Below are 17,713 nucleotides of genomic sequence, written 5' to 3'. Positions count from 1 at the left end.
TGGGTGCACGGCCCGCGATGGGCCGTCGTCGCGTCCCGCCTCAGCCCACGCGCTGTATGACGGCCGCGTCGAAGAGGTCCAGGGCCCGCGGGAACGGCCCCTCGTCGTGGCAGTGCCAGGCTTCCCAGAACAGGTCGGCCAGCAGTGCGTCCGCGGGGGCGTACACGCGGTACACGTACTGTCTGCCGTCGATGGCCGGCAGGGCGACCATCCAGCACCTGCGCTCCATGCCAGCGCAGACGAGCGCCGGTGCGGAGCGGTTGCGCACCCGGCGCGAAGCAAGACGGCGCGCGCCCCACCTGGAAGAACGGCGAGATGTCATCCGTAAGGAGGACAACCCGCTCACGCATGCCCAACCTGTGTCGGACGCGGAAATGCTTCCCGCCGCCGATGACGATGCCCCCAGAGGTTGATGGGGTGGGGGTTGTGCAAAGCCGTATCCCCCAGGGCGCCGAACCCGGCCCGACCCCAGCAGACATCGAGGCAGGCCTGAGCGCCGCGCTGGCCTCGGTGATGTCCGGCGCGCGCCGGCGCGCCGGCCGCGACGGGGACCGGCAGGTCGACACGGCGCATCTGCTGCACTCGCTGCTCGAGTACGAGCCGCAGGTGCGGGCCGTCTTCGACGGCGGGCCGCAGGTCGCCCGGCTGCTCGGCTATCTCGTCCAGCGCAGCATCGGATACGGGCTGCAGTGGCAGGGCACGGTCGAGGACTCTGGAGCCGTGCCGCTGGTGGCAGCGGCCAAGGAAACGGTTCTCTCTCCCGCGGCCGCCGGAGCGATGGAGGCCGCGCTCGACCGCGCCGTCCTGCGCGGCGAGCCGCAGGCCGACGGCGTCGACCTGCTCGCCGCGCTGGCCGCCGACCCGGAGTGCCGGGCCGTGGAGGTGCTGCGCAGCGCGGGCGTGGACGTGGGGGAGCTGTTGCTGCGGATCGAGGGTGGGCGTGAGACCGGGTGTGAGTCGGGCTGGACGTCGGCCCGGTGACCCGCGTCGGCCCGCTGTCGGCGTCTGCTCGTTGACGGCGCTGGTCCTTGGCCGCTCACCTCTCTGACTGCGTCCGCACGTTGAGACAGTGGTCATCAAGGGTGACGGTCATGACTTCGGCTGTCATCATGTGCCGGTGCTTGGGTCTCAGGAGTCGTCTCAGGGGAAATCGCAGGCCGGCCTGCCGGAGCGCGCGGAGCGCGGCCGTGGGTTCGGCCTGGGTCTCGCGCTGCTCTCGGCGTTCGCGTTCGGCGGCTCCGGGGTCGCGGCCAAGCCGCTGATCGAGGCGGGCCTCGACCCGCTGCACGTGGTGTGGCTGCGGGTGGCGGGCGCGGCCCTGGTGATGCTGCCGGTCGCCTGGCGCCACCGCGCGCTGGTGCGGCGCAGGCCCGCGCTGCTCGCGGGCTTCGGCCTCCTCGCCGTCGCCGGCGTACAGGCCTGTTACTTCGCCTCGATCTCCCGCATCCCCGTGGGCGTCGCCCTGCTCATCGAATATCTCGCGCCCGCGCTGGTCCTCGGCTGGGTGCGGTTCGTGCAGCGCAAGCCCGTCACCAGGGCCGCCGCGTTCGGTGTGGTCCTCGCCGTGGGCGGGCTCGCCTGCGTCGTCGAGGTGTGGTCCGGGCTGAGCTTCGACGCCGTCGGCCTGCTGCTCGCGCTCGGCGCCGCCTGCTGCCAGGTCGGCTACTTCGTGCTGTCCGACCAGGGCAGCGACGCGGGCGACGACGCGCCGGACCCGCTCGGCGTGATCGCGTACGGACTGCTCGTCGGCACGCTCGTGCTCACGGTGATCGCGCGCCCCTGGGGCATGGACTGGCAGATCCTCGCCTCCAGTGCCGACATGAACGGCTCGGCGGTGCCCGCCTGGGCGCTGCTCGGCTGGATCGTGCTGGTGGCGACCGTCGTCGCGTACGTCACCGGTGTGGTGTCGGTGCGGCGGCTCTCGCCGCAGGTCGCGGGCGTCGTGGCCTGCCTGGAGGCGGTCATAGCGACCGTGCTCGCCTGGGTCATGCTCGGTGAGCGCCTGTCGCCGCCGCAGCTCGCCGGGGGCGCGATCGTGCTCGTCGGCGCGTTCATCGCGCAGTCGGCGACGCCCGCGAAGCCGGAGCCCGTGGTGGCCCGCGTCTCAGACTCCGGAGAGGAGTTGTCGCCCAGCGGCACAGCCGCCTAGGGTGGTGATCATGCACGCACGAGCACTCGTTCTTCCGCCTCCGGCCGCCTAGCGCGGGCCTTCACGGATCATGTCCGGCCATCGGCCGGGCGGAACGGTGCTGCCCGCAGACGCCAGTCCAGGACCGGCGTCACCGGCCTTTCCCCGGTGCGTGTCCGCACACTCGTGAAACTCATGGCGCTCGTGACAACTCACGGCACTCGTGACCCTCACGGCACTCGTGAATCCGAGATTGTGCGCCCACACGCCCGCTCGCCCGTGACGCGGTCTTCTTCCTGAACTTCTGCGGAGATTTCCACGTGTCCAGCGTGTCAAGCATGTCGAGCGCGGCTTCCGCGCCCACCGAGTCAACTGCCGTGTCCGGTCTGTCCGTCGGGCGCGGCCTGGCGTATCTGGGGATCGCCGGTGCCGCCTGGGGCACCGCAGGCGCCGCCGCGTCGCTGGTCTTCTCGGACAGCGACATGGGCCCTGTCGCCCTGTCCTTCTGGCGCTGCGCCGGAGGGTTCCTGCTGCTGCTCGTCGTACGGCTGCTGCGGGCGCACCGAGCCGCGGCTTCCGTACGTACCGAACGCACCGAGCGCGTCGCGGTGAGCCTGCCGCGCCGCAGCCGGGTGCTGCGGATCACCGTCACGGGTGTCGCCCTCGCCGTCTTCCAGACCGCCTACTTCGCCGCCGTCGAGGCCACCGGGCTCGCCGTCGGCACCGTCGTCACGCTCGGCGCGGGGCCCGTCCTCATCGCGCTCGGCGCCCGATTCGCGCTGGGGGAGCGGCTCGGGCTCGGCGGGATCTGCGCGGTGGGCGGCGCCCTTGCCGGCCTCGCCGTGCTGTTCGTGGGCGGCGGGGACGCGGCGGTCCGCCCGTGGGGCGTCGCCTTCGCGCTGGTCTCGGCCGCCGGGTACGCCCTCATGACGCTGCTGACGCGCTGGTGGGGGCGCGACGGCGGAACGGACGCCTCCGACACGACGGTGTGGGCCTTCGCGGTCGTGTCGCTGTGCCTGCTGCCGCTCGCCGCCGTCGAGGGGCTCGTACCGCACACCGCCGAACCCGCCCGCGTCCTGGGCTGCTTGGTCTACATCGCCGCCGTGCCGACGGCCCTCGCGTACGCGCTGTACTTCGCCGGGGCCGCCGCCGTCCGCTCCGCGACCGTCTCCGTGATCATGCTCCTGGAGCCGGTGAGCGCGGCCATCATCGCCGTCACCCTGCTCGGCGAGGAGCTGAACACGGCGACCGTCGCGGGGACGCTGCTGATGCTGGCGGCGGTGACGGGGCTCGCGGGGGCGGAGGCGCGGGCCGCGCGGGGGCGGCGGGGAGGGGTGGGGGCCGGCTGAGGCCGCGGGGCGGGGCGCCTTCGGGTGGCGCGCCCCGCTGGGTCGGGGCAGGGCCCGGACTGCCGTGTGGCGGCCGGGGGTTCGCCCCGGCCGGGGCGGCGGCCAGGGCCCCGCTCCACCTGCCCGTCCCGCTCCCGCCGAGCGTCGTGCAGGGGCTTCGCCCTGCCGAGCGGCATGCGGCGCTCCGCTCTGACACGTCGGAACCATGGTTCCGTGCCGCTGAGCGGAGTGCGGCGCCTCCGCCCCGGGCGGGCGGTGGGCGGGTGTCCGTCCCGTGGGCGTGGGGCCGGGGGCGTGCACCCAACGGCCCCCGCTACCCCCGCACCCGCCCTTGCACCTGGTGCGCCAGCGCCGCCTCGTCGCGCGGACCGCCGCGCTCCTTGAGGTGCGCGGCGATGCGGTCCTGCACCTCCAGCGGCTTGTGGTGGGCGTACTTGAACTTCGCTTGTACGTCCACGACTTCGAGGGAGAGGCCCCGGATGCCGGGCAGCAGTCGGCCGAACGGGGCCTCTCCCGCGGTGGTCGTCGCCGAGCCGCCGTCCGGCTGGAAGTGGCCGACCTGGCGGTTCAGGAGCGCGGCCTTCTCGGCGGGGTCGTCCACGACGTGCGCGGTGCAGCGGAGCTGGACGGCGGCGTAGAAGCTGGTCGGCACGCCGTGTTCGGGCGGGGTGTCCGGGGCGGCGCCCCAGGGGCCCGGCACGAAGACGTAGTCGTCCACGACACTGAGGACCACGTCAGGGTTCGCCTCGATCGCGGCCCACAGCGGGTTGGGGCGCGCCAGGTGGAGCAGGACGCGGCCGCGCGGGCCGGAGTCGGCGTCGTACACGAAATGCGTCGGCTGTATGTGGGGCGGCTCGCCCGGCAGGCCGTTCACGGCGAGCTGGCCGAAGTCGTGGTCGGCGAGCCACCCCTGCCACTCGGCGTCGTCCGTCGGCGCGTCCCAGGGGTGGACGAGCATCACCACGTCACAGCTCGATCAGGTAGTCGGGGACCTCGATGCCCGGGGCGAGGTCCTCCGACGGTACGACGGGGTCGTAGCCCTTGCGGAGCGGGACGACTCCGGACCAGAAGGGGAGGTCCATGTCCTCCGGCTCGTCGTTCGGGCCGCCCGTGCGCATCTTCGCCGACACCTCGGCGAGGTCGAGGTAGAGCACGGCGGTCGCGGCGAGCTCCTTGGGGTTGGCGGGGCGGGAGTCGGCGGCGCGGCCCGGCACGACGTGGTCGACCAGCGCGTCGAGGGCGGTGCGCTTCTCCTCGGGGTCGGTGACCGGGCGCGCGACGCCGTGCACCACCACGGAGCGGTAGTTGATGGAGTGGTGGAAGGCCGACCGGGCAAGGACCAGGCCGTCGACGTGCGTGACCGTCAGGCACACCGGAAGGCCCGGGTCCGTCTCTTCGGCCGGCACCGCGCCCGCCATCCGCAGCGGCCGCGACCCCGTCGAGCCGTGCACGTACAACCGCTCGCCGACCCGGCCGAACAGCGTCGGCAGCACGACGGGGGTGCCGTCGCGCACGAAGCCGAGGTGGCAGACGTACGACTCGTCGAGGATCGCGTGCACCAGCGCGCGGTCGTACGCGGCGCGTTCGCGGGCCCGGGTGGGGACGGTGCGGTCGGTCGATTCGTAAGGGGCGCTGTCCGGCGTGGCCGCCGGCTGCGTCGTCGTCTCCATGGCCTTCTCCCTCTCCATCGCCGCACGAGGTCCCCGTGGACCGCACATGGTTCCCCGGGGGTCTCGACTGCGGCTCGCGTCAGTGACTTACGGCTTACGACTTGGACTTACGGTTTACGACTTGCTTTGATATTGCACTAGTGCATAATGTGCTTTGTGCTAGGAGACTATCCGATCGAAGGGCGGCGCGCAGCCGAGATCGCGGCGAGCGTCGAGCGCGCGGTGGGCCGCGGCGCCCTGGAACCAGGTCAACCACTGCCCCCCATGCGGGAGTTGGCGGTTCACCTGGGCGTCAATCCGAATACCGTCGCGGCCGCCTACCGCACCCTGCGCGAGCGCGGAGTCATCGAGACGGCCGGGCGGCGCGGCAGCCGCGTGCGCAGCAAACCGGCCACCACGGCCCGTGAGTACAGCCGCCTCGACGTGCCGTCCGGCGTGCGGGACGTGGCGAGCGGCAACCCGGACACGGCCCTGCTGCCGCCCCTCGCCGCGGCCTTCACGACGGCCGCGGAGCAGGCGGACAAGACGCCCGCTCTGTACGGCGAGGCCCCCGTGGTCCCCGAACTCGCGCGTGCCGCGCGTGCCGCGCTGGACGCGGACGGGGTGCCGGAAGGACCCGTCGCCGTCACGTCCGGGGCGCTGGACGCCATCGAGCGGGTGCTCGCCGTGCGCCTCAAGGTCGGTGACGCGGTGGCCGTCGAGGACCCGGGCTGGGGCAGCCTGCTCGACCTCGTGTCCGGACTCGGGCTGCGGTCGGTCCCGGTCCCCGTGGACGACGAAGGGCCGCTGCCCGACGGCGTGGAGCGGGCCCTGAAGTCCGGCGCGCGCGCCCTCATCGTCACCAGCCGCGCCCAGAACCCGACCGGCGCCGCCGTCGGCGAGGCACGCGCGCGTGCCGTACGAAAGGTCCTGGCCGCGCACAAGGAGGTGCTGGTCGTCGAGGACGACCACGGGCACGGCATCGTCGACCTGCCGCTGCACACGCTGTCGGGGGTCACGCACGCCTGGGCCTTCGTCCGCTCCACCGCCAAGGCGTACGGTCCCGACCTGCGGCTCGCCGTGCTCACCGGGGACGCGGAGACCGTCGACCGGGTGCAGGGCCGGATCAGGTTCGGGCCCGGCTGGGTCAGCAAGGTGCTCCAGCGGGCCGTCCTGCACTTGTGGGAGAGCGGCGCCGTGGACGCGCGGGAGGTGTCGGCGGCGTACGGCCGCAGACGTGACGCGCTGATTGCGGCGCTCGCCGATCGGGGCGTCACCGCCTGCGGCCGCAGCGGCATGAACGTATGGGTGCCGGTGCCGGACGAGACCGGCGCGGTCGCGCGGCTGCTGCACGCGGGCTGGGCGGTCTCTCCGGGGGCCCGATACCGCCTCGGCGCGCCTCCAGGGGTGCGGATCACCGTCTCCACGCTGTCCGGTGACGACATCGAGGCGGTGGCTTACGCCGTCGCGGCGGCCGTGGGTCCTGCGCCCGCGCGGCGCTACGGCTGACGGCGGGCGGCCCGCGGTCTGGACTGGGTGAGCGCGGCCCCCGCGAGGATGATCACGGCGCCCACGGGAGTCGTCCAGGTCAGCGACTCGCCGAGCACGGCGACGCCCGCCGCGGTCGCGATGACCGGGGTGAAGTACGTGACCATCTGCGCGGTCGTCGGGCCGACTTCGGAGACGATGTCGTACTGCACGAGGAAGGCGAGGCCCGTGCCGAGCGCGCCGAGGGCGACGATCGCCAGCAGCGGCACGACCGGGAAGTGGCTGGGCATCGAGGTGAACAGCGGGGTCACCAGGGCCAGTTCGAGGGTGGCGACGAAGAGCTGGGCGCCGGTCAGGGCGACGTTGGAGTGGCCGGAGCCCGCCAGCGTGCGACGTACGTAGATCCAGCCGATGGGGTAGCAGAGCGAGGCGAGCAGGGCCATCGCCGTGCCCCGGGCGTCCAGGCCGCTGAAGCCGTTCCAGGCGCCGAGGACGGTCAGCACGCCGAGGAAGCCGAGGCCGAGCCCGGCGACCCGGCGCCGCGTCGGCCGGTCCTCGGAGAGGGCCACGAGCGACAGGGCCATGCCCCACAGCGGCGACGTCGCGTTGCAGATCCCCGCCAGCGTCGACGGAATCGTCAGCTCCGAATACGCGAAGAGCGAGAACGGTGCCGCGTTGAGCAGCAGGGCCGCCACCGAAAGATGCGCCCAGGTGCGTGGAGAGCGGGGCAGTCGCTCGCGCTTGACGACGATCACGGCCGCGACCACCGCCGTGCCGAACAGCAGGCGCCCCAGGGTGACCTGGAACGGAGCGAACCCCTCCGTGCCGACCTTGATGAACAGGAAGCTGAAGCCCCAGACGAGGGAGAGGAAAGCGAACCGAACGCGCCAGTCCAGCTTGCGGCGCCCTCCGCCGGGCCGCTCCTGATGTGCTGCGGGCGTGGCGGCGGTCCGCGCCTGCGCGGGGGCGGAAGCCGGTGCCTCGGGGAGTGCCTGTGGGGTGGCGGAGGTGCTCATGAGGCCACCATGGATCAAGCCAATGTCGTAGCACAAGCGAGTTTTTGTGTGCGGTAGCGCGTAGCATTGCTTACATGTTGAATTTGGAGCGCCTGCGCACCCTCGACGCCCTCGCCCGGCACGGATCGGTGAGCGGTGCCGCGGCGGGGCTGCACGTGACGACGTCGGCCGTCTCCCAGCAGATGACCAAGCTGGAGCGGGAGGTGGGCCAGCAACTGCTCGCGAAGAACGGCAGGGGTGTGCGCCTCACCGATGCGGGGCGGCTGCTCGCCGACCACGCGGCGCGCATCCTCTCCCAGGTCGAGCTCGCCCAGTCCGACCTGGAGCAGCAGCGCGGCAAGGCGGTCGGTGAGCTGCGGATCTCCGCATTCCCGACGGCGATGCGCGGCCTGCTGCCCGCCGCGCTCTCGTCCCTGCGCGTGCAGCACCCTGGGCTTTCCGTGAGCGCGGCGGAGCTGGAGCCGCAGCAGGCCGTCAACGGCGTGGTGCGCGGCGACCTGGACCTGGCGGTGGTCCTCGACTGGTACAACAAGCCGCTGCCCGTGCCCGACGGCCTCATGAAGGCACCCCTCCTCGACGACCCGGCGGATGTCGCGATGCCCGCCGCCCACCCGATGGCCGACCGCGCGGAGGTGGACCTGGAGGACTTCGCGGAGGACGAGTGGATCACGTGGGCGGAGGGCGAGTTCTGCCACGAGTGGCTGATGTTCACGCTGCGCGCCAAGGGCTTCGAGCCGCGCATCGCCCACCGCGCGGAGGAGCACCACACCCAGCTCGCGCTGGTCGCGGCGGGCCTCGGCGTCTGCGTGGCGCCGCGCCTCGGCCGTGACCCGATGCCGACGGGCGTGCGCACGGTGCCGGTGCGGCACCGGGTGCGGCGGCATGTGTACGTGCTGTGGCGGGCGGACGCCGACCGCCGCCCGTCGATCCGGGCGGCGGTGGAGGCGCTGCGGGTGGCGGGGGCGGGGCTGGGGTGACCGTAAGGGCTACGACTGTGTCAGCTTGCGGAAGTCCCAGGAGGCGATCGCGTCCGGAGTGAGCCGCAGCCACGCGTGGCGGCCGTCGTGCACCATCTCCTCCAGGCCGAAGTTCTTGCGGATGAACAGCCGCTCCGGCACGTCGAGTTCAGGGCACGGCTCCCCGGTGCGCGGGGACTCGCCGACGAACTGCGCGGTGCCGGTCAGCTCCACGCCGCGCAACTCCCCGTACTGCTCACCGGCGTCCACGACCACGGCGATCCGCGGATCGCGCCGCAGCTCGGCCCAGCGCCTGCTGCGCGTGAGCGAGTACAGCCACAGGGACGTGCCGTCCCACACGAACCACAGCGCGCTGACGTGCGGGGCGCCATCGGCGGACACGGTCGCGACCCGGCAGGTGCGCTCGGTGGTCAGGAAGGCGTCCAGCTCGCCCGGAGTCATCATGATCCTGCGACCGCGGCGCTGTGTGGTGGCCATGCGTCGTCCTCCCCTTGCCGTCGTGTGACTGCGAACAACTGTGAATGCCCGCGAACAACTGCGAATGCCAGCGGAACTGACTGTGCGTCAGGAAATCATGGGCTGTCTTCCGTCATGACGCAATGCCGGTTAGCCTCCCGCGCACCGCGATCGTCCGCACCGCGAACGCCCGCATCACGGGAGCCACGCCGTCGACAGGGAGAGCCATGCCGTCGCACGAACAGCTCAGGGAGATCCTCGACCCCGCCACCACCGTCCTGATGACGGTCGAGTGCCAGCAGGGCGTCGTCGGGACGGAGAGCGCGCTGCCCGAACTCGCCAAGGAGGCGCGCTCGTCGGGTGCGCTGGTCAACGTCGCCCGCCTGGTCGCGGCGGCCCACCTCGGCGGCGTACAGGTCCTGCACGCGGTCGCCGAGCGGCGCCCCGACGGCCGCGGCGCCAACCGCAACGCACGGCTCTTCCGCGCCGCCGAACGGCTCCCCGTGCAGCAGCTCTCCGGCACGACGGCCGTGCGGATCGCGCCGCCGATCGAGGTCGCGGAGGAGGACTTCGTCGTACGCCGCCTGCACGGCCTGTCGCCGATCGCGGGCACCGAGGTGGACGCGCTGCTGCGCAACCTGGGCTGCCGCACCCTGATCGTCTCGGGTGTCTCGGCGAACGTGGCGATACCGAACGCGGTCTTCGACGCGGTGAACCGCGGCTACACCGCCGTCGTGCCCGCCGACGCCATCGCGGGAGTCCCCGCCGACTACACCCCCGCGATGATCCGCCACACGCTCGCCCTGGTCGCCACCGTCGCCTCGACGGAGGACGTCCTGGGCGCGTGGAAGAGGCCGCGCCGCTCCGGGTGACGCCCCGGAGCGACGCGGCCCATGGCCCGGCGCGCCTGGAGAACGGCGGGTCGGCGCGCGCGGCGCGTCAGGCCAGCTTGATGGAGTCGCCCTCGACGGTGATGGTCTTCGTAGGCAGCGGCTTCGGTGCCGGGTTCTGCTTCACGCTGCCGTCGGTGATGTCGAACTTGCTGCCGTGACAGGGGCAGTTGATGGTGCCGCCCTCGACGCTCGTCACCGGGCACTGCTTGTGCGTGCAGCGGTTGGAGAAGGCCTTGAACTGGCCCTCCGTCGGCTGTGTGACGACCACGCCCTCGTCCTTGAAGATCTTGCCGCCGCCCACGGGGATGTCCGCCGTCTTGGCGAGCACGGCACCGCCTGCACCCCCGCCGCCCTCCTCCTTCTCCGACGCCTCGCCCGCCGGCTCCGAGTCCTTGTCGTCGCCCGAGCCGCAGGCGACGAGCGCGGCGGCCAGGCCCGCGGCGCCCACCGCGGTGACGACGGTGCGACGGGTGGGACTGGGCGAGCGGGTGGGGCTCGGGGAGGTGCTCAGGCAGAGGCCCGAGGGGCGTGCGGAGGGGGTTGTGGTGGGGCGGTCCGCGGTGGGCAGGAGCGGCTCGGCGGTGTCCGCCCTGTCTTCCCTGGAAGCAGTCATGCCGGATGGTACGGACGGCGGTGCCGTGTCGTTCAGGCGTTCAACGACTTTTTCAGGAAGTCGAGCTCCAGATTCAGCAGATTGGCGGCAACGTCCTCCCGCGCGACCATGTGGCTCGCTCCGGGCAGCGGCAGCACGGTGTGCGGACGGCCCGCGGCGAGCAGCGCCGCCGAGAGCCGCAGGGTGTGCACCGGCAGGACGTTGTCGTCCGACAGGCCGTGCACCAGCATCAACGGCCGCGAGAGCTGGTGCGCGTGGGCGAGCAGGGAGCAGCGTTCGTAGTGCTCCGTCTGGACGTCGGGGTGGCCGAGGAAGCGCTCCTTCCAGTGGGTGTCGTAGAGCCGCAGGTCCGAGGGCGCGGCCCCGGCCACCGCCGCGTGGAAGACGTCCGGTCGGCGCAGCACCGCGCCCGCCGCGAGATAGCCGCCGAACGACCAGCCGCGGATGCCGACCCGCCCCAGATCGAGCTCCGGGTGCAGCTCGGCCGCGGCGCGCAGCGCGTCCACCTGGTCGTCGAGCACGGGCGTCAACTGATCGCCGTACACCGCGTGTTCCCAGGTACGCCCGCGCCCCGGAGTGCCCCGTCCGTCCGCGATGAGCACCGCGAAGCCCTGCTCGGCGAACCACTGCGCGACAACCGTCCACCACGCGCGCGCGTGCACCACGAGCTGGATGCCAGGGCCCGAGTAGGGGCACAGCAGGACAGGCAGCTTCCCGGACCCCGGTGTGTGCCAGGACGGCAGGAACAGCGCGCCGCGCACCGCGCGCTCCCCGAGCGTGAGATGACGCGGCGCGGGCACGACGACGGGCTCTTCGGAGAGCACCGCCATGTGCCCGTCCGGCTTCCCCGCGCGCAGGACGGTCACCGTGTGCCCGTCCGGCGTCCTGCTGTCCAGGACCACGGTGTCGCCGCCGACCGCGGCGGTGTGCACGCCGGGGCCGTCGCTGACACGCTCCGGTTCGCCCGTCTCGTCGAGCGCCGACAGCGACCACACGTGGACATCCGTGGGCTCCTCCGAAGCCGTGAACCACACGCGCTCGCCCACGGTGGCCAGCACTTCGCGCACGTGCAGTCCGGGCGGCGTCAGCACCTCTCCCACGCGCAGGCCCGCGGTATCGCTGTCGACCTGCCGGTGCCGGACCGGCGCGCTGCTCGCAAGGCGCGCCGGGGTGCCTGGCACGAGGTCCAGCCACGGGCGCTCGCGCTGGTGGCAGACCACCTCGGACTCGCCGCTCTCCGGGTCGACTTCCAGGACGTACGCGGAGCGCTGGTCGCGGGTCTGCAGCGTGACCTGCGGCCCGTGCGCGTCCCACGACGCCCGCAGGACGTACTCCAGCGTGGCGTCCGTCCACGCGCCCGCCAGGTGGTGCTCCGCCACCTTCTCCGGCGTCCGGACCGCCGCGCGCGAGCCGTCCGTCCGCAGGATGTGCAGCGTCGTCCCGGCGTTGGCGGTGCCCGCCGCCGGGTACGGCACGGAGCGCGGCGGCCGTTCCGGGTGGGCGGGATCCGACAGCCACCAGCGCCGCACGCGCGCGGTGTCCACGCGTGCGACGAGCAGGGCGTCGCCGTCCGGCGACCACCAGAACGCCCGGTGCCTGCCCATGGATTCGGCGGCCACATGATCCGCGAGTCCGTACGTGACGTCGTCGCCCTCGGGCTCGCCGAGCGCCCGGTCGGCCGTGCCGTCGGCGCCCACCACGCGCAGGGCGCCCCCGGTGACGTACGCGATGAGCGAGCCGTCGGGCGACGGGCGCGGGTCGACCACGGGACCCGCGGTGTCGATCCTGCGCGGCGCGCCGCTGTCCGTACGCACCGTCCACAGGACCCCCGACAGCGCGAAGGCGACCACGCGCGCGTGGGCGTCGGCGGCGAAGGCCACCACTCCTTGGGAGGCCTCCCGCGCGCGTTCCCTGCGCACGAGTTCGGCCTCGGGCACCGGGTCGGCGCCGCCGCCGAGCGTCAGCGGGTCCGCGAGCATCCGCTCGGCGCCGTGCGCGCCGTCCGCGCCGACCTCGTACAGCCAGAGTCTGCTGACCGGGTCGTCGCCCGCCGTCGAGCGCAGGAACAGCACGCGGTCGCCGTCCCGCGACACCGTGAAGCCGCGCGGGACGCCGAACGCGAAGCGGTGCGTGCGGGCGAACTGGGCCGGGAGATCAGGGGAGTTCATGGGGTGACTGTAGGCACCACGGAGGCCGCGCGGCAGGGGCGGGCGGCCTCCGCGCGGCGGTCCGGCGGGGCGCGGGCGGCGCCGCGGGGGAGCGGTCCGGGCTGTCGGACCCCGGCAGTAACCTGGGGCAATGCTCACCGAAGTCACCGCCGTCCGCTATGTCACGCCGCTGCGTGAGGGCGGATCACTGCCCGGACTCGTAGAGACGGACGACGGCCAGGGGACGTACGCGACGTACGTCATGAAGTTCACCGGCGCGGGCCAGGGCCGCAAGACGCTCGTCGCCGAGGTGATCTGCGGGCGGCTCGCGCGCCGCCTCGGCCTGCGCGTGCCGGATCTCGCGGGCATCAGGCTCGACCCGGTGCTCGGCCTCGGCGAGCCGGACCAGGAGGTGCAGCAGCTCCTGAAGTCCAGCGGCGGGCTGAACCTGGGCATGGACTATCTGCCGGGCGCCCTCGGCTTCGATCCGCTGGCGTTCGTGGTGGACCCGCTGGAGGCCGGACGCGTCGTCTGGTTCGACGCGCTGATCAACAACGTGGACCGCTCCTGGCGCAACCCCAACCTCCTGGTGTGGCACGGCGACGTCTGGCTCATCGACCACGGCGCGAGCATGATCTGGCACCACAACTGGCCCACGGCCCCGGCCGCGTCCGCCAGGCCCTACGACGCGTCCGACCACGTCCTCGCGCCGTACGGCCCCGACATCGCCGCCGCTGCCGCCGAGCTGGCCCCCCAGGTCACCAAGGAACTGCTCGCCGAGGTGACGGCCGACGTCCCCGACGAGTGGCTGACCGGCGAGCCCGGCTTCGACAGCGCCGACGCCGTGCGGCACGCGTACGCCGACGCGCTGCTCCCGCGCGCGGAGAGCATCCACGAACGCATCACCCTGGAAGGCGCCGCGAAGTGAGCGACATGAACGAGGCGAGCGACGCCAAGGCGAACGAGGCCCCCGCGCGGGACGTCCCCCGGAGCAAGGCCCCCACGCGGGACGTCCCCCAGAGCAAGGCCCCCGCGCGGGACGTCTTCGAGTACGCCCTCCTGCGCGTCGTCCCGCGCGTGGAACGCGGTGAGCAGTTCAACGCGGGCGTCGTGCTCTACTGCCGCGCCAAGTCCTTCGTGGCCGCCCGCACGCACCTGGACGAGGCGAAACTGCGGGCCCTGGACCCGGCGGCCGACGCGGCCGGTGTGCGGGCGGCGCTGCGGGCCGTCGAGGGCGTGTGCGCGGGCGGGGACGCGGCGGGGCAGGCGGCGGGGGACGACCCGGGCCGGCGCTTCCGGTGGCTGATCGCGCCGCGCTCCACCGTCGTCCAGCCGGGACCGGTGCACACGGGCCTGACCGCGGACCCGGCGGCGGAGGTCGAGCGCCTCGTCGAGCTGCTGGTGCGCTGAGGCGTGTCCGCGGGTCCGTGAGGCGCCGCCGGGCGGCGGTTCCCGGCCTCCGGGCGACGTAATGAGTCACAGTGCGCCGGGCTGCCGTTGACACCGCGTGCCAGGGCTTCTAGCGTCTCGTCTGCTGAAGGTACTAAGCGGTCGCTCACCAGGGGTCATGCACCTCCAGAAGAACTGCACCGCAAGAGCCGCACAAGAGCCGCATCCCAAGGGCGAGGAGAGCCAGCATGTCCACCACTGAGCAGCGCGTCGCGGTCGTGACCGGAGGAGCGCGAGGCATCGGCGCGGCGACCGCCGTCCGGCTCGCCGCCGAGGGCCGCGCCGTCGCCGTGCTCGACCTCGACGAGGCCGCCTGCAAGGACACCGTCGAGCAGATCACCGCCGCCGGCGGCAAGGCCGTCGCCATCGGCTGCGACGTGTCCGACGAGGCCCAGGTCGAGGCCGCCGTCACGCGGATCGCGACCGAGCTCGGCGCGCCCACGATCCTGGTGAACAACGCGGGCGTGCTCCGTGACAACCTGCTGTTCAAGATGAGCGCCACCGACTGGGACACGGTCATGAACGTGCACCTGCGCGGCGCCTTCCTGATGTCCCGCGCCTGTCAGGCGCACATGGTGGACGCGGGCTTCGGCCGCGTCGTCAACCTCTCCAGCTCCTCCGCGCTCGGCAACCGCGGCCAGGTGAACTACGCGGCCGCCAAGGCCGGCATGCAGGGCTTCACCAAGACGCTCGCCAAGGAGCTCGGCAAGTTCGGCATCACCGCCAACTCCGTGGCGCCCGGCTTCATCGTCACCGAGATGACCAAGGCCACCGCCGAGCGCGTCGGCATGGGCTTCGAGGACTTCCAGGCCGCGGCCGCCACCCAGATCCCGGTGCAGCGCGTCGGCCGGCCGGAGGACATCGCCAACGCCATCGCCTTCTTCACCGGCGACGCGGCGGGCTTCGTGTCCGGCCAGGTCATGTACGTCGCCGGCGGCCCGCTCAACTAGCGCCCCGCTTCCACAAGCACCAGCCCAGCACCAGCGCAAAGGACGGCACAGATGGCAGTGCAGGACAGCGGGAAGGCGGCGCTCGTCACCGGCGCGAGCCGCGGGATCGGCTACGGCATCGCGGAGGCCCTGGTCGCCCGCGGCGACCGCGTGTGCATCACCGGACGCAACGAGGACGCGCTCAAGGAGGCCGTGGAGAAGCTCGGCGCCGACCGCGTCATCGGCGTCGCGGGCAAGGCCCACGACGAGGCGCACCAGGTCGTCGCCGTGGAGCGCGCCATGGAGGCGTTCGGCCGCGTCGACTTCCTCGTCAACAACGCCGGTACGAACCCGGTGTTCGGGCCGATGGCCGACCTCGACCTGAACGTGGCCCGCAAGGTCTTCGAGACGAACGTGATCTCCGCGCTCGGCTTCGCCCAGCTCACCTGGAAGGCCTGGCAGAGCGAGCACGGCGGCGCGATCGTCAACATCGCCTCGATCGCCGGGGTCGCGCCGTCCCCGTTCATCGGCGCGTACGGCATGAGCAAGGCCGCCATGGTCAACCTGACCCTCCAGCTCGCGCACGAGTTCGCGCCCAAGGTGCGGGTCAACGCGATCGCCCCGGCCGTGGTCAAGACCAAGTTCGCGCAGGCGCTGTACGAGGGCCGCGAGGAGGAGGCCGCGGCGGCCTACCCCCTCGGCCGGCTCGGCGTGCCCTCCGACATCGGGGGCGCGGCCGCGTTCCTGACCTCGGCGCAGTCCGACTGGATCACCGGCCAGACGCTCCAGGTCGACGGCGGCATGTTCCTCAACGCGGGCGTCGGCTGACGGCCCCAGGACAGATGCGGTCGAAGCCTCGCATAGGGCGAGGTGTCGTACGTACGTGACGTTTCCGCCCATGAAGTGCCCCGCCGGTGAGCCGAGTTGGCATGGCGGGGCACTGCGGTATGGTCTGCCGACCCATGGCACGGCAGACCGAGGAGCGTGCACGTGTTCAGAAGAGTTCACCTGCGGTGTCTGCGGCCGTTCACGCTGCTGGCGTCCATGTCCCTGGTCGCGGGATGCGGTGTGCTGTCCTCCGGTGGCTCCGACGGTGAGGACGCGATCACCGTCGGCACGACGAGCGCGCCGAGCACCCTCGACCCCGCCGCGGCCTACGACGGCTCCTGGGAGCTCTACAGGAACGTCTTCCAGACGCTCCTGAGCTTCCCCTCGGGCGCCTCCCAGCCCCAGCCCGACGCGGCGGAGCGCTGCAAGTTCACGGACACCTCCAGCATGGTCTACACGTGTACGTTGCGCGACGGCCTGAAGTTCTCCGACGGGGACACGCTGGACGCGCGGGCCGTGAAGTTCTCCATCGACCGGATGCGCCGCATCGACGTCGAGGGCGGCCCCGCCGGGCTGCTCGGCGCGCTGCGCACGGTCGAGACCAAGGGCGACCGGACCGTGATATTCCGGCTGCGCAAGCCCGACGCCACGTTCCCGTTCGTGCTCGCCACGCCCGCGATGTCCATCGTCGACCCCAGCGAGTACCCGGCCGACAAGGTGCGCGAGGGCAACGAGATCAGCGGCTCCGGGCCGTACGCGCTCAAGGACTACCGGGCGGGCGACAGGGCCGAGCTCGTCAGGAACAGCCACTACGAAGGCGCGGCCGACCGCAAGAACGACGCCGTGACCATCCGCTACTTCCGCGACTCCGACGCCATGGTGGACGAGCTGCGCGCCAAGGAACTGGACGTCACCTTCCGCGGCCTCGGCGCCCAGGACATCGTGAAGCAGCAGGGCCCGGACAAGAAGAGCGAGATCCGGCTCGTCGAGGGCGCCGGCACCGAGATCCGCTACCTGGTGTTCAACCCCAAGGACCCGTGGGCGCGCAAGCCCGCGGTGCGCAAGGCGTTCGCCCAGGTCATCGACCGCGGCGCCATCGCCCACAAGATCTACAAGGACACCGTCGAGCCGCTGTACTCCATGGTCCCGCGCGGGGTCACGGGACACGGCACGGGCTTCTTCGACGAGTACGGAGACCCGAGCGCGGCCAAGGCGAAACGAATCCTCACCGCGGCAGGCATCACCGAACGCGTCCCGCTCACCCTTTGGTACACCACCGACCGCTACGGCTCGGCGACCGCGCCGGAATTCGCCGAGATCAAGCGGCAGCTGGAGAGCTCGGGCCTGTTCCGCATCACGATCAAGGGCGCGCCGTGGCAGAAGTTCGACAAGGCGTACAAGAACGGCGAGTACCCCGTCTTCGGACGCGGCTGGTTCCCCGACTTCCCGGACGCGGACAACTTCATCGCGCCCTTCGTGGGCGAGCGCAACGTCCACAACATGCCCTACCTGTCCCGGGAACTCACCGACGAGGTGCTGCCGCGCTCGCGCCGGGAGGCCGACCGCAGCAATGTCGTGGACCAGTTCGAGCAGGCGCAGCGGATCCTCGTCGACGACGTGCGGCTGCTGCCGCTGTGGCAGGGCAAGCAGTACGTGATGGCGAGCGAGGAGATCTCCGGCGGGGAGCGGGCCCTCGACCCCTCGGCGATCATGATGATGTGGGAGCTGGGGCGCAAGACGAGCTGGTAGGGGTGCGGTGACGGGCGGGCCCCCGCGCGCGTGGGTGTGGTG

At 72.6% G+C, this 17,713-nt stretch carries 18 protein-coding genes; 11 read left to right on the top strand and 7 right to left on the bottom strand.

Annotated features, from left to right (window positions below):
• Nucleotides 1-40 precede the first annotated feature (40 nt).
• The gene (locus IEY91_RS37935; RefSeq protein WP_229697511.1) at nt 41-211 is read right to left on the bottom strand and encodes a hypothetical protein; all 171 of its coding nucleotides are present in this window, start codon (nt 209-211) and stop codon (nt 41-43) included.
• Between the two features lie 215 nt (nt 212-426).
• Between IEY91_RS37935 and IEY91_RS37930 the strand changes: the two genes are divergently transcribed.
• The 3 genes from IEY91_RS37930 to IEY91_RS37920 all read left to right on the top strand — a co-directional run bounded on the left by IEY91_RS37930 (nt 427) and on the right by IEY91_RS37920 (nt 3,477).
• The gene (locus tag IEY91_RS37930; RefSeq protein WP_229697510.1) at nt 427-981 is read left to right on the top strand and encodes a Clp protease N-terminal domain-containing protein; all 555 of its coding nucleotides are present in this window, start codon (nt 427-429) and stop codon (nt 979-981) included.
• Nucleotides 982-1,111: 130 nt separating this feature from the next.
• Nucleotides 1,112-2,149 (top strand): EamA family transporter, encoded by a 1,038-nt coding sequence (locus IEY91_RS37925; protein ID WP_373288114.1) that lies wholly within the window; start codon nt 1,112-1,114, stop codon nt 2,147-2,149.
• Between the two features lie 317 nt (nt 2,150-2,466).
• Nucleotides 2,467-3,477 carry a DMT family transporter gene (locus IEY91_RS37920; protein ID WP_189177395.1) on the top strand — a complete coding sequence of 337 codons (1,011 nt, stop codon included), beginning with the start codon at nt 2,467-2,469 and terminating at the stop codon, nt 3,475-3,477.
• Between the two features lie 313 nt (nt 3,478-3,790).
• Here the strand turns inward: IEY91_RS37920 and IEY91_RS37915 are convergent, their stop codons facing one another.
• Nucleotides 3,791-4,435, bottom strand: a complete 645-nt coding sequence (locus IEY91_RS37915) for an FMN-binding negative transcriptional regulator (protein WP_189177413.1) — start codon at nt 4,433-4,435, stop codon at nt 3,791-3,793.
• A 7-nt stretch (nt 4,436-4,442) separates the two neighbouring features.
• A complete protein-coding gene (locus IEY91_RS37910; protein ID WP_164326532.1) occupies nt 4,443-5,147 on the bottom strand; it encodes a pyridoxamine 5'-phosphate oxidase family protein in 705 nt (234 codons plus the stop codon).
• Nucleotides 5,148-5,303: 156 nt separating this feature from the next.
• On the opposite strand from IEY91_RS37910, the gene IEY91_RS37905 reads away from it, so the two are divergent.
• On the top strand, nt 5,304-6,635 hold the full coding sequence (locus IEY91_RS37905) for an aminotransferase class I/II-fold pyridoxal phosphate-dependent enzyme (protein WP_189177394.1): 1,332 nt from the start codon (nt 5,304-5,306) through the stop codon (nt 6,633-6,635).
• On the opposite strand, the gene IEY91_RS37900 is transcribed toward IEY91_RS37905, so the two are convergent.
• On the bottom strand, nt 6,626-7,630 hold the full coding sequence (locus tag IEY91_RS37900) for a DMT family transporter (protein ID WP_229697509.1): 1,005 nt from the start codon (nt 7,628-7,630) through the stop codon (nt 6,626-6,628). The two genes, IEY91_RS37905 and IEY91_RS37900, sit on opposite strands and share 10 nt — an antisense overlap.
• 74 nt (nt 7,631-7,704) lie before the next feature.
• Between IEY91_RS37900 and IEY91_RS37895 the strand changes: the two genes are divergently transcribed.
• Nucleotides 7,705-8,607, top strand: coding sequence for a LysR family transcriptional regulator (locus IEY91_RS37895; RefSeq protein ID WP_164326534.1), 903 nt, complete (start codon nt 7,705-7,707; stop codon nt 8,605-8,607).
• A 9-nt stretch (nt 8,608-8,616) separates the two neighbouring features.
• On the opposite strand, the gene IEY91_RS37890 is transcribed toward IEY91_RS37895, so the two are convergent.
• Entirely contained in the window at nt 8,617-9,084 is a 468-nt protein-coding gene (locus IEY91_RS37890; RefSeq protein WP_164326535.1) for a pyridoxamine 5'-phosphate oxidase family protein, read from the bottom strand.
• Nucleotides 9,085-9,290: 206 nt separating this feature from the next.
• On the opposite strand from IEY91_RS37890, the gene IEY91_RS37885 reads away from it, so the two are divergent.
• On the top strand, nt 9,291-9,935 hold the full coding sequence (locus IEY91_RS37885) for a cysteine hydrolase family protein (protein ID WP_164328709.1): 645 nt from the start codon (nt 9,291-9,293) through the stop codon (nt 9,933-9,935).
• A gap of 67 nt (nt 9,936-10,002) precedes the next feature.
• On the opposite strand, the gene IEY91_RS37880 is transcribed toward IEY91_RS37885, so the two are convergent.
• Together IEY91_RS37880 and IEY91_RS37875 are read right to left on the bottom strand one after the other, a co-directional pair.
• A complete protein-coding gene (locus tag IEY91_RS37880) occupies nt 10,003-10,569 on the bottom strand; it encodes a Rieske (2Fe-2S) protein (protein WP_229697508.1) in 567 nt (188 codons plus the stop codon).
• Between the two features lie 32 nt (nt 10,570-10,601).
• Complete coding sequence (locus IEY91_RS37875; protein WP_189177393.1) at nt 10,602-12,737, bottom strand: S9 family peptidase; 2,136 nt, start codon at nt 12,735-12,737, stop codon at nt 10,602-10,604.
• Between the two features lie 130 nt (nt 12,738-12,867).
• Between IEY91_RS37875 and IEY91_RS37870 the strand changes: the two genes are divergently transcribed.
• The 5 genes from IEY91_RS37870 to IEY91_RS37850 all read left to right on the top strand — a co-directional run bounded on the left by IEY91_RS37870 (nt 12,868) and on the right by IEY91_RS37850 (nt 17,671).
• Nucleotides 12,868-13,644 carry a HipA family kinase gene (locus IEY91_RS37870; protein WP_189177392.1) on the top strand — a complete coding sequence of 259 codons (777 nt, stop codon included), beginning with the start codon at nt 12,868-12,870 and terminating at the stop codon, nt 13,642-13,644.
• 131 nt (nt 13,645-13,775) lie between these two features.
• Nucleotides 13,776-14,126 carry a DUF3037 domain-containing protein gene (locus tag IEY91_RS37865; RefSeq protein ID WP_164328711.1) on the top strand — a complete coding sequence of 117 codons (351 nt, stop codon included), beginning with the start codon at nt 13,776-13,778 and terminating at the stop codon, nt 14,124-14,126.
• A 227-nt stretch (nt 14,127-14,353) separates the two neighbouring features.
• Nucleotides 14,354-15,115: a 3-oxoacyl-ACP reductase FabG gene (fabG, locus tag IEY91_RS37860; RefSeq protein ID WP_164326538.1), complete on the top strand. Its 762-nt coding sequence runs from the start codon at nt 14,354-14,356 to the stop codon at nt 15,113-15,115.
• A gap of 51 nt (nt 15,116-15,166) precedes the next feature.
• Nucleotides 15,167-15,922: an SDR family oxidoreductase gene (locus tag IEY91_RS37855; RefSeq protein ID WP_164326539.1), complete on the top strand. Its 756-nt coding sequence runs from the start codon at nt 15,167-15,169 to the stop codon at nt 15,920-15,922.
• A 216-nt stretch (nt 15,923-16,138) separates the two neighbouring features.
• A complete protein-coding gene (locus IEY91_RS37850; RefSeq protein ID WP_164328712.1) occupies nt 16,139-17,671 on the top strand; it encodes an ABC transporter substrate-binding protein in 1,533 nt (510 codons plus the stop codon).
• Nucleotides 17,672-17,713 lie beyond the last annotated feature (42 nt).

This window comes from Streptomyces lasiicapitis (assembly GCF_014646335.1).
In the GTDB taxonomy this organism is placed as follows: Bacteria; Actinomycetota; Actinomycetes; order Streptomycetales; family Streptomycetaceae; genus Streptomyces; species Streptomyces lasiicapitis.
This window is presented reverse-complemented; position numbering and strand designations above follow the sequence as displayed.

Bases quoted from the DNA above. Each gene is read 5' to 3' on its own strand.
- IEY91_RS37935 (WP_229697511.1), bottom strand. From the start codon at position 211: ATGGTCGCCCTGCCGGCCATCGACGGCAGACAGTACGTGTACCGCGTG.
- IEY91_RS37920 (WP_189177395.1), top strand. From the start codon at position 2,467: ATGTCGAGCGCGGCTTCCGCGCCCACCGAGTCAACTGCCGTGTCCGGT.
- IEY91_RS37915 (WP_189177413.1), bottom strand. From the start codon at position 4,435: ATGCTCGTCCACCCCTGGGACGCGCCGACGGACGACGCCGAGTGGCAG.
- IEY91_RS37910 (WP_164326532.1), bottom strand. From the start codon at position 5,147: ATGGAGACGACGACGCAGCCGGCGGCCACGCCGGACAGCGCCCCTTAC.
- IEY91_RS37900 (WP_229697509.1), bottom strand. From the start codon at position 7,630: ATGAGCACCTCCGCCACCCCACAGGCACTCCCCGAGGCACCGGCTTCC.
- IEY91_RS37895 (WP_164326534.1), top strand. From the start codon at position 7,705: ATGTTGAATTTGGAGCGCCTGCGCACCCTCGACGCCCTCGCCCGGCAC.
- IEY91_RS37890 (WP_164326535.1), bottom strand. From the start codon at position 9,084: ATGGCCACCACACAGCGCCGCGGTCGCAGGATCATGATGACTCCGGGC.
- IEY91_RS37885 (WP_164328709.1), top strand. From the start codon at position 9,291: ATGCCGTCGCACGAACAGCTCAGGGAGATCCTCGACCCCGCCACCACC.
- IEY91_RS37880 (WP_229697508.1), bottom strand. From the start codon at position 10,569: ATGACTGCTTCCAGGGAAGACAGGGCGGACACCGCCGAGCCGCTCCTG.
- IEY91_RS37875 (WP_189177393.1), bottom strand. From the start codon at position 12,737: ATGAACTCCCCTGATCTCCCGGCCCAGTTCGCCCGCACGCACCGCTTC.
- IEY91_RS37870 (WP_189177392.1), top strand. From the start codon at position 12,868: ATGCTCACCGAAGTCACCGCCGTCCGCTATGTCACGCCGCTGCGTGAG.
- fabG (WP_164326538.1), top strand. From the start codon at position 14,354: ATGTCCACCACTGAGCAGCGCGTCGCGGTCGTGACCGGAGGAGCGCGA.
- IEY91_RS37855 (WP_164326539.1), top strand. From the start codon at position 15,167: ATGGCAGTGCAGGACAGCGGGAAGGCGGCGCTCGTCACCGGCGCGAGC.
- IEY91_RS37850 (WP_164328712.1), top strand. From the start codon at position 16,139: ATGTCCCTGGTCGCGGGATGCGGTGTGCTGTCCTCCGGTGGCTCCGAC.